Here is an 8,694-nt window from a genome sequence, read left to right on the forward strand (position 1 = left end):
GTGCACTGCCGATGAGACCATTGCCCATGCGGTGGACCAAGGTGWGGCGGCCGGGCTCGTCTTCCGGGTTCAAGGCATCGATGACGGGCAGCAATTGATCCGGCGTGACCGAGGGTCCCACCTTCACCGCGATTGGATTGCGAATGCCACGGAAATATTCAACGTGGGCGCCATCAAGCGCCGCGGTACGCATGCCGATCCACGGAAAGTGCGTGGACAGGTTGAACCAACCCTGGTGCCGCGGCACCTTGCGCGTCAGCGCCTGCTCGTAGTGCAACAGCAGCGCTTCGTGCGAGGTGAAGAAATCCACGCGGGAGAAACCGGCAATCGGCCCGGCCAGCGTTTCCATGAAACGCAATGAATCTCCGATGGCCGCGACCATGCGGCGATATTCGGCCGCCAGCGGCGAGTGCTCCACCCAGGCCAGATCCCAGTATTCAGGATGGTGCAGATCGGCAAAACCGCCATCGATCAGCGCACGCACAAAATTCATGGTCAGCGCCGAATGCGCATGCCCCTGAATCAGGCGCTGCGGGTCGGCTCGACGCGCTTCAGGCGTGAACTCCGGTCCATTGACCACGTCGCCGCGAAAACTCGGAAGGGTCACGCCATCGCGCGTCTCGTGATCGGTCGAGCGCGGCTTGGCGTATTGGCCGGCAAACCGGCCCACGCGCAGCACCGGCTTCTTCAGCCCATGCACCAGCACCAGGCTCATCTGCAACAGCACTTTGAGCCGGTTGGAAATGATCGGGCTGGTGCAGTCGGCGAAACTCTCGGCGCAATCGCCGCCCTGCAACAAGAAACGTTGCCCTTCCTGCGCTTCGGCCAGCGCTTTTTTGAGGGACAGCACTTCCCACGAGGTGACCAGCGGAGGCAGCGTGGCCAGCTGATCGGTGGCGCGCGCCAGTTCGGCGGCGTCCTCATAGAGCGGCTGCTGCAACGCCTGGCGGCCCTGCCAACTTTGTGGCGACCAGCCTTCCAGATCTGCTGAGGGTGAAGGCTTGACGGGCATGACCTGCGACATAGAAAACGACCTTGCTCAGACTCGCTTGCGTGTGGCGGCGACGACCGCCGCGATCACCAGCAGCACATACCACATCAGCGTCCACGCCGGCATGGGCAGGCCAAGCACCGGTTCGATCTTGGCGCACTCGCCCGAGCCGGTGAACACCAGTTTTAGCACTTTGGCGAAGGGGAACGTATCCATCATGTAGCCGAGATTCGGGCCACATGCGGGAATCTGATCGGCAGGCAGCGTCTGCAGCCAAAGATGGCGCGCCGCCGTGACGATGCCGCCCAGGGCGCCCAGCAGGACGCCACCGGTATAAATCCAGCGCGCGCCCCCGCGCGGTGCATGCAAGCCGCCTAGCAGGAAAAACACGGCCATCACCATGAAGGCGATGCGCTGAAAAATACACAGCGGACACGGGATCATGTTGAGCACGTGCTCGGCGTACAGGGCAAAGCCCAGCAGAGCCACGCAGATGAAGAAACCGGCGAAGCAGGTGGCGCGATACGACCAACGGAAAGGGTTCATGACCTGACTGTGCTGCAATGCGAAAGCGGACATTACCCGCTTGCCCCGCCCCTGTCAGCCCTGCCGATTCACCCACGCGCTGGTGGCGCAGTCGCAGGTCGGCGGCGTGCTCGCCAAACCGCAACTTCCCGCGGCCGCGGTCAGCTGAAATGCCACGCCGAGGCGCTTGAGCGTCCCATGGCAGCACTCCCACTCCCCGCCCCAAAAAGCAAAAACCCCGGCAGGTTGCCCTGCCAGGGTTTTGCAAAACACTTGTTGCTACCGATTACTCGGCGGCTTCGTCGGTCTGCGGACGATCGACCAGCTCGACGTACGCCATCGGAGCGTTGTCGCCCGGGCGGAAGCCGCACTTGAGGATGCGCAGGTAGCCGCCGGGACGGGCCTGGTAACGCGGACCCAGCTCGACGAACAGCTTGCCGACGGCCTGCTTGTCGCGCAGACGCGCGAAAGCGAGACGACGGTTGGCAACGCCATCGGTCTTGGCGAGCGTGATGAGCGGCTCGGCGACGCGACGGAGTTCCTTCGCCTTGGGAAGGGTGGTGCGGATCAGCTCGTGCTTGATCAGCGACGCGGCCATGTTCTTGAACATGGCTTCGCGGTGGCTGCTCGTGCGGTTGAGCTTGCGACCGGATTTCTGGTGGCGCATGGCAATACTCTCTATGTCTGTTGTTATGAAAAGCCGGCGGTTAGGTCCGACTTCCCGCGGTTACCCGCTGATGAAGCCCTTGGTACTACGGGCTCTTATTGAGCAAGACGGCCAAGCTGGCCGTTTCAGGTGTCTGCAAAATCCGAGGGTAGAACACTCGTCAGAGCACCAATACCGGCGACCAAAGTAGTCACCCAAAACATCGTGCGGTCTTGATACCGCTTTAGCAGCTGGCGAGCGCACCGAAGTACGCTCGCCAGTTTGCCGTTACAGCCGGCAGTCGCGAACGACCGCCAAAACACTTAACCCAGCTGCATGCCGTGGGACAGACCCGGCGGCGGCCAGTTTTCAAGCTTCATACCGAGCGCGAGACCACGACCACCCAGCACGTCCTTGATTTCGGTCAGGGACTTCTTGCCGAGGTTCGGCGTCTTGAGCAGTTCGACTTCCGTCTTCTGCACCAGGTCGCCGATGTAGTAGATGCTCTCGGCCTTCAGGCAGTTTGCCGAACGCACGGTGAGCTCCAGATCGTCGATCGGACGCAGCAGCAGCGGATCGAAACCGCCCTTCTCCGCCTTGTCGGTGGCACTCTCGCGACGCGAGAAGTCACCGAACACCGACAGCTGGTCGTTGAGGATTTCAGCGGCCTTGCGAACCGCGTCTTCCGCACCGATGGTGCCGTTGGTTTCAATGTCGAGCACGAGCTTGTCGAGGTTGGTGCGCTGCTCAACGCGAGCGGCGTCAACTTCGTAGGCAACACGCAGGACCGGCGCGAACGACGCGTCGAGCTGCAGGCGGCCAATCGGACGAGCCTCGTCATCCGGATGCTGGCGCGAGCTGGCCGGCTGGTAGCCGACGCCGCGACGCACCTTCAAACGCATGTTGAGGGCAATGTCCTTGGTCAGGTGGCAGATCACATGCTCGGGGTTGATGATTTCCACCGAGTGGTCGACGGCGATGTCGCCGGCGGTGACCACGCCCTTGCCCTTCTTGGACAAGGTCAGGGTGACTTCATCACCCGAATGCTGGCGAATCGCCACGTCCTTGAGGTTGAGCAGGACTTCAATGACGTCCTCCTGCAGGCCTTCCAGGGTGGTGTACTCGTGCAGCACGCCATCAATTTCTACCTCGACGATGGCAGAGCCAGGGATCGAGGAGAGCAGCACGCGGCGCAGCGCGTTGCCCAGGGTGTGGCCAAAACCACGCTCGAGCGGCTCGACCACCACCTTGGCGCGGTTGGCTCCGAGTTGCTCGACGCTGAGGCCGCGAGGGCGCAGCACGCTAGTTGACGAAACTGCCATGCAGGGCTCCGGTTGATTACTTCGAGTAGAGCTCGACGATCAGGCTCTCGTTGATGTCGGTCGGCAGATCGCCGCGGTCCGGCATCGACTTGAACGTACCTTCGAACTTCTTGCTGTCGACTTCGACCCACTGCGGACGCAGGTCCATGGTGTCGAACACGGTTGCCGCTTCCTGCACGCGCAGCTGAGTGCGCGCACGCTCGGTCAGTGCAACCGCGTCGCCCGGACGGACCTGGTACGAGGGGATGTTCACCTTCTTGCCGTTGACCAGCACAGCCTTGTGGCTGACCAGCTGACGGGCCTGGGCGCGGGTGACCGCGAAACCCATGCGGTAAACAACGTTGTCCAGACGGCTTTCGAGCAGGCGCAGCAGGTTCTCGCCGGTGTTGCCCTTGAGGGTCGACGCCTTGGAGTAGTAGTTGCTGAACTGACGCTCGAGCACGCCGTAGATGCGCTTGACCTTCTGCTTTTCACGCAGCTGGTTGGCGTAATCGGACATGCGCATGCGCTTGTTGGCGCCATGCTGGCCGGGCTTGTTTTCCAGCTTGCACTTGGAGTCCAGCGCGCGCGCCGGGCTCTTCAGGCTGAGATCTGCACCCTCACGACGGGCGAGTTTGCAGGTAGCTCCACGATAACGGGCCATGGGTATGCTCCTTAGACTCGACGCTTCTTGGGGGGACGGCAGCCGTTATGCGGAATCGGCGTGACGTCGATGATGTTGAGCACCTTGTAGCCCAGCGCGTTCAGCGAACGCACGGCGGACTCACGACCCGGACCCGGGCCCTTGATGCGCACTTCCACGGTCTTCACACCGTAGTCGCCAGCAGCGCGGCCAGCCTTTTCGGCGGCAACCTGGGCAGCGAACGGGGTCGACTTACGCGAGCCGCGGAAACCCGCGCCGCCGGCAGTCGCCCACGACAGGGCATTGCCCTGGCGATCGGTGATGGTGACGATGGTGTTGTTGAAGGAGGCCTGCACGTGGGCCACGGCATCCGTGACAACGCGCTTGATCTTCTTCTTGGTCTTGACAGGCTTAGCCATGTTCGGAATCCGTTACTTCTTGATGGCGCGACGCGGACCCTTACGGGTGCGTGCATTGGTACGCGTGCGCTGGCCGCGCACCGGCAGACCACGGCGGTGACGCAGACCGCGGTAGCAACCCAGATCCATCAGACGCTTGATGGCAATACCCACCTCGCGACGCAGATCGCCTTCAACGACGTACTTGCTGATTTCGTGGCGGATCTTCTCCACCTCGCCTTCACTCAGGGACTTGATCTGGGTGGTAGGAACCACGCCAGCGTCCGCGCAGACCTTCTTGGCCCGGCTGCGGCCGATCCCGTAAATGCTCTGCAGGCCAACCCAGACATGCTTCTGGACCGGCAAATTGACACCCGCGATGCGCGCCATGATGTACTTTCTCCGATGCGTTTCGTGCGCGGTAAACGCGCAATTCTAACCTTAAACAACCCATTAGGAAAGCCCTGCGGTACCTGGGGTACCGCCGCCCTCCGACTTAGACCAACTTCACACCACCCCAGCAGCCATCAGTTGCGGCGGAGGTTGGCCTTCTTCAGCAGGCTTTCGTACTGGTGACTGACCAAGTGCGCCTGCACCTGAGCAGTGAAATCCATCACCACGACCACGACGATGAGCAGAGAGGTGCCACCGAAGTAGAACGGGACGTGCCACGCTTTTTGCATAAACGATGGAACCAGGCAGACCAGCACCAGGTACAGCGCGCCGACACCGGTAAGACGGGTCATCACGTTGTCGATGTAGTCAGCCGTGGAGCGGCCCGGGCGGATGCCCGGAATCAAGGCGCCGGAGCGCTTGAGGTTGTCTGCCGTCTCCTGGGAGTTGAACACGATCGCCGTATAGAAGAAGGCGAAAGTGATCACCAGCACCGCGAAGACGATGTCGTACAGCGGTTCGCCCGGGGTCAGCGCCTGGGTCAGCTCGGTGATCCAGCGCGCCTGATGACCCTGGCCGAACCAGGTAGCAGCCGTCGCCGGGAACAGCAGCAAGCTTGAGGCGAAGATCGGCGGGATCACGCCGGCCATATTGACCTTCAGCGGCAGGTGCGAGGTCTGGTTCATGTAGGCCCGCTGTCCACCGGAACGACGCGCGTAGTTCACGGTGATGCGCCGCTGGGCGCGCTCCATGTACACCACGAACGCCGTCACCAGCAGGATCACGGCAACCACCATGAGCATCTTGATGACCGAGAGCTCACCGTTGTTGGCCATGCTCAGCGTGTGCGCCACCGCACCGGGCAGGCCGGAGACGATGCCGGCGAAGATCAGCAGCGAAATGCCGTTGCCGATACCGCGCTCGGTGATCTGCTCACCCAGCCACATCAGGAACATCGTGCCGGCCGTCAGGCCAACCACCGACGACATGACGAAACCCATGCCAGGCGTATACACCACCGGCGCGCCACCCAGGGCGGTCTGCTTCTGCAACGCCATGGCGATGCTGAACGCCTGAAATGCCGCCAGGCCTACCGTGCCAAAGCGGGTGTACATGGTCATCTTGCGACGACCAGACTCACCCTCTTTACGCAGCGCCTGCAGGCTCGGGATCACCGAACCCATCATCTGCACCACGATGGAGGCAGAGATGTACGGCACCACGCCGAGCGCGAACACCGAGAAACGTGCCAGCGAGCCACCCGAGAACATGTTGAACATGTTCATCAGGCCGCCGCCCTGCTCGATCAGGTTCGTCATGGCTTCCGGATTGACGCCGGGAACCGGGATGAAGGAACCGAGACGGAAGACAATCAGCGCACCAATCACGAAGAAGATGCGCTGACGCAGTTCCGTCAGCTTGCCGAGCGATCCGAGCGATGTGCCCTGGGCTGACGCCACGTGATTACTCCACGCTGCCGCCGGCAGCTTCGATCGCTGCCTTGGCGCCGGCCGTAGCCAGCACGCCCGACAGCTTCACGGCGCGGCCGATTTCGCCCTTGAGGACAACCTTGACCTTCTTGGCATGGCTGTCGATCAGACCTGCCTGGTGCAGCGCGATCGTGTCGATCACGTCAGCCTTCAGGGTGGCCAGCTGGTACAGGAACACTTCCTGGCTTTCTTTCTTCTTCAGCGAGCGGAAGCCAACCTTCGGCAGGCGACGCTGCAGCGGCATCTGACCGCCTTCGAAACCGTACTTGTGGGTGCCGCCCGCGCGAGCGTGCTGACCCTTGTGACCGCGACCGGCGGTCTTGCCCAGGCCCGAACCGATACCGCGACCCACGCGAAGGCGAGTCTTGCGGGAGCCGGCGGCCGGCTTGATGTCGTTAAGACGCATGGTGATTACTCCTCAACCCGCACGAGGTAATAGACCGTGTTGATCAGGCCGCGGACCTGCGGGCTGTCCTTCAGTTCACGGACGTCATTGAGCTTGCTCAGGCCGAGCGCCTTCACGCTCAGGCGATGGCGGCTCTGCACACCGCGCAGGCCCTTGACCAGGCGCACGCGCACGGTGGCGGCGGTTTCGTTGTTCTTAGCCATTGCCCAGCACCTCTTCCAGGGTCTTGCCACGCTTGGCAGCGATCTGCTTCGGCGAGGCAACGGCCTGCAGGCCCTTGATGGTCGCGCGGACCAGGTTGATCGGGTTACGCGAACCAACGGCCTTGGCGAGCACGTTCTTCACGCCCACCACTTCCAGCACAGCGCGCATGGCGCCGCCGGCGATCACGCCGGTACCTTCGGAAGCCGGCTGCATGAACACGCGGGCTGCGCCGTGGTTGGCCTTGATGGCGTACCACAGGGTGCCGTTGTTCAGGTCGATGCTCACCATCTGGCGGCGGGCGCGTTCCATGGCCTTGGAGATGGCGACCGGCACTTCACGCGCCTTGCCATAACCAAAACCCACGCGGCCTTCGCCGTCGCCGACCACGGTCAGCGCAGTGAAGCTCATCTGGCGGCCACCCTTGACGGTCTTGGCCACGCGGTTAACGGCAATCAGCTTCTCGAGCAGGCCGTCTGAATTTTCGCGATCGGTAGAAGACATGTTTTTTTCCATGTGCCCGGCAAACCGGGACTTTTACTTGCGGCTGAGCCGCTTGGAGTTGTGGGTACTTCTATTGGCATCAAGTGCCGGCGAACCGGCACCCGATACCAGGCGGCCTTAGAACTTCAGGCCGGCTTCGCGGGCCGCATCGGCCAGCGCCTTGATGCGACCGTGGTAGCGGAAGCCCGAGCGATCGAACGCCACGGACTCGATACCAGCGGCCAGCGCACGCTCAGCCACGGCCTTGCCGACAGCGGCGGCAGCAGTGAGGTTCTTGGTGCCCTTGAGGTCTTCAGCAACCGACTTCTGCACGGTGGAGGCAGCTGCCACCACGTTCGTGCCCGAAGCGTCGAACACCTGTGCGTACAGGTGCTGACCGGTGCGATGGACCGACAGGCGCGCCACACCGAGCTTGCGGATGTGGGAGCGAGTCGACTTGGCGCGACGCAGGCGGGATTCGTTCTTGTTCATCGTCATAGTTCCTAGAAGCGGATCGACAAGCAGCTTTAGCCTTTTTGAAGAGTGCAGCCATGGATGGCTGCTCTTTCGCGAGGGACCGCTTACGCCTTCTTGGCTTCCTTCAGGGTGATCTTCTCGCCGGAGTAGCGMACGCCCTTGCCCTTATAGGGYTCCGGCGGACGGAAGCCACGGATCTTGGCGGCCACCTCGCCCACGCGCTGCTTGTCCGAACCCTTGATCAGGATTTCGGTCTGCGTCGGGGTTTCGATGGTGATGCCTTCGGGCGCTTCGAACACGACCGGATGCGAGAAGCCCAGGGCAATGTTCAGCGACTTGCCGGCCATCGAAGCACGGTAGCCCACGCCGACCAGCTCGAGCTTGCGCTCGTAACCGTCGGACACGCCCTTGACCATGTTGGCCAGCAGCGCGCGCAGGGTGCCACCGAACTTGTCGTCCGCGCCTTCGGCGAGAACGATGTTGGCCACGCCATTGTCGATATTGATCGAGGCGCCCGGCAGGTGATGGATCGCCAGGGTGCCCTTCGGGCCCTTGACGGAAATGCCGTTGGCGTCGGACTTGACTTCAACGCCCTTGGGCAGGTTGATCGGTTGTTTGGCTACGCGGGACATCGTCKGCTCCTTATGCGACCTGGCCGATGACTTCGCCGCCCAGACCCTTCGAACGGGCCTGCGCGTCGGTCAGCAGACCGGCGGAAGTCGAGATGATCGAGATACCCA

Annotated in this window: 14 protein-coding genes; all 14 read right to left on the reverse strand. The window is 62.5% G+C overall.

Annotated elements, in window-relative coordinates; genetic code table 11:
• Nucleotides 1–1,024, reverse strand: a 1,024-nt coding sequence (locus AC1DMG_RS16950; RefSeq protein ID WP_477180807.1) for a 3-deoxy-7-phosphoheptulonate synthase, incomplete at its 3' end; no start/stop codon positions are given.
• Nucleotides 1,025–1,039: 15 nt separating this feature from the next.
• Nucleotides 1,040–1,537: a disulfide bond formation protein B gene (locus AC1DMG_RS16955; RefSeq protein ID WP_441605439.1), complete on the reverse strand. Its 498-nt coding sequence runs from the start codon at nt 1,535–1,537 to the stop codon at nt 1,040–1,042.
• Nucleotides 1,538–1,802: 265 nt separating this feature from the next.
• The gene (gene rplQ, locus AC1DMG_RS16960; RefSeq protein WP_477176729.1) at nt 1,803–2,183 is read right to left on the reverse strand and encodes a 50S ribosomal protein L17; all 381 of its coding nucleotides are present in this window, start codon (nt 2,181–2,183) and stop codon (nt 1,803–1,805) included.
• Between the two features lie 302 nt (nt 2,184–2,485).
• Entirely contained in the window at nt 2,486–3,484 is a 999-nt protein-coding gene (locus AC1DMG_RS16965; RefSeq protein WP_441605438.1) for a DNA-directed RNA polymerase subunit alpha, read from the reverse strand.
• A gap of 16 nt (nt 3,485–3,500) precedes the next feature.
• The gene (gene rpsD, locus AC1DMG_RS16970; protein ID WP_046972894.1) at nt 3,501–4,127 is read right to left on the reverse strand and encodes a 30S ribosomal protein S4; all 627 of its coding nucleotides are present in this window, start codon (nt 4,125–4,127) and stop codon (nt 3,501–3,503) included.
• An 11-nt stretch (nt 4,128–4,138) separates the two neighbouring features.
• Nucleotides 4,139–4,525, reverse strand: coding sequence for a 30S ribosomal protein S11 (rpsK, locus tag AC1DMG_RS16975; RefSeq protein WP_007513384.1), 387 nt, complete (start codon nt 4,523–4,525; stop codon nt 4,139–4,141).
• A 12-nt stretch (nt 4,526–4,537) separates the two neighbouring features.
• A complete protein-coding gene (rpsM, locus tag AC1DMG_RS16980; RefSeq protein WP_046972895.1) occupies nt 4,538–4,894 on the reverse strand; it encodes a 30S ribosomal protein S13 in 357 nt (118 codons plus the stop codon).
• Between the two features lie 137 nt (nt 4,895–5,031).
• On the reverse strand, nt 5,032–6,357 hold the full coding sequence (gene secY / locus AC1DMG_RS16985; protein WP_441605437.1) for a preprotein translocase subunit SecY: 1,326 nt from the start codon (nt 6,355–6,357) through the stop codon (nt 5,032–5,034).
• A 4-nt stretch (nt 6,358–6,361) separates the two neighbouring features.
• Nucleotides 6,362–6,799 (reverse strand): 50S ribosomal protein L15, encoded by a 438-nt coding sequence (gene rplO, locus AC1DMG_RS16990; RefSeq protein WP_199045596.1) that lies wholly within the window; start codon nt 6,797–6,799, stop codon nt 6,362–6,364.
• Entirely contained in the window at nt 6,799–6,996 is a 198-nt protein-coding gene (rpmD, locus tag AC1DMG_RS16995) for a 50S ribosomal protein L30 (RefSeq protein WP_046972898.1), read from the reverse strand. The genes rplO and rpmD overlap by 1 nt, the downstream gene beginning before the upstream one ends.
• Nucleotides 6,989–7,498 carry a 30S ribosomal protein S5 gene (gene rpsE / locus AC1DMG_RS17000; RefSeq protein WP_046972899.1) on the reverse strand — a complete coding sequence of 170 codons (510 nt, stop codon included), beginning with the start codon at nt 7,496–7,498 and terminating at the stop codon, nt 6,989–6,991. The genes rpmD and rpsE overlap by 8 nt, the downstream gene beginning before the upstream one ends.
• 117 nt (nt 7,499–7,615) lie before the next feature.
• Complete coding sequence (gene rplR, locus AC1DMG_RS17005; protein WP_477176730.1) at nt 7,616–7,975, reverse strand: 50S ribosomal protein L18; 360 nt, start codon at nt 7,973–7,975, stop codon at nt 7,616–7,618.
• Between the two features lie 83 nt (nt 7,976–8,058).
• The gene (gene rplF / locus AC1DMG_RS17010) at nt 8,059–8,586 is read right to left on the reverse strand and encodes a 50S ribosomal protein L6 (protein ID WP_441605435.1); all 528 of its coding nucleotides are present in this window, start codon (nt 8,584–8,586) and stop codon (nt 8,059–8,061) included.
• Between the two features lie 10 nt (nt 8,587–8,596).
• Complete coding sequence (rpsH, locus tag AC1DMG_RS17015; RefSeq protein WP_477180808.1) at nt 8,597–8,689, reverse strand: 30S ribosomal protein S8; 93 nt, start codon at nt 8,687–8,689, stop codon at nt 8,597–8,599.
• Between the last annotated feature and the right edge of the window lie 5 nt (nt 8,690–8,694).

It is taken from the genome of Dyella sp. 01N36 (genome assembly GCF_056399745.1).

Bases quoted from the DNA above. Each gene is read 5' to 3' on its own strand.
- rpsM (WP_046972895.1), bottom strand. From the start codon at position 4,894: ATGGCGCGCATCGCGGGTGTCAATTTGCCGGTCCAGAAGCATGTCTGG.
- rpsK (WP_007513384.1), bottom strand. From the start codon at position 4,525: ATGGCTAAGCCTGTCAAGACCAAGAAGAAGATCAAGCGCGTTGTCACG.
- rplQ (WP_477176729.1), bottom strand. From the start codon at position 2,183: ATGCGCCACCAGAAATCCGGTCGCAAGCTCAACCGCACGAGCAGCCAC.
- rpsE (WP_046972899.1), bottom strand. From the start codon at position 7,498: ATGTCTTCTACCGATCGCGAAAATTCAGACGGCCTGCTCGAGAAGCTG.
- rplR (WP_477176730.1), bottom strand. From the start codon at position 7,975: ATGACGATGAACAAGAACGAATCCCGCCTGCGTCGCGCCAAGTCGACT.
- AC1DMG_RS16955 (WP_441605439.1), bottom strand. From the start codon at position 1,537: ATGAACCCTTTCCGTTGGTCGTATCGCGCCACCTGCTTCGCCGGTTTC.
- rpmD (WP_046972898.1), bottom strand. From the start codon at position 6,996: ATGGCTAAGAACAACGAAACCGCCGCCACCGTGCGCGTGCGCCTGGTC.
- AC1DMG_RS16965 (WP_441605438.1), bottom strand. From the start codon at position 3,484: ATGGCAGTTTCGTCAACTAGCGTGCTGCGCCCTCGCGGCCTCAGCGTC.
- rpsD (WP_046972894.1), bottom strand. From the start codon at position 4,127: ATGGCCCGTTATCGTGGAGCTACCTGCAAACTCGCCCGTCGTGAGGGT.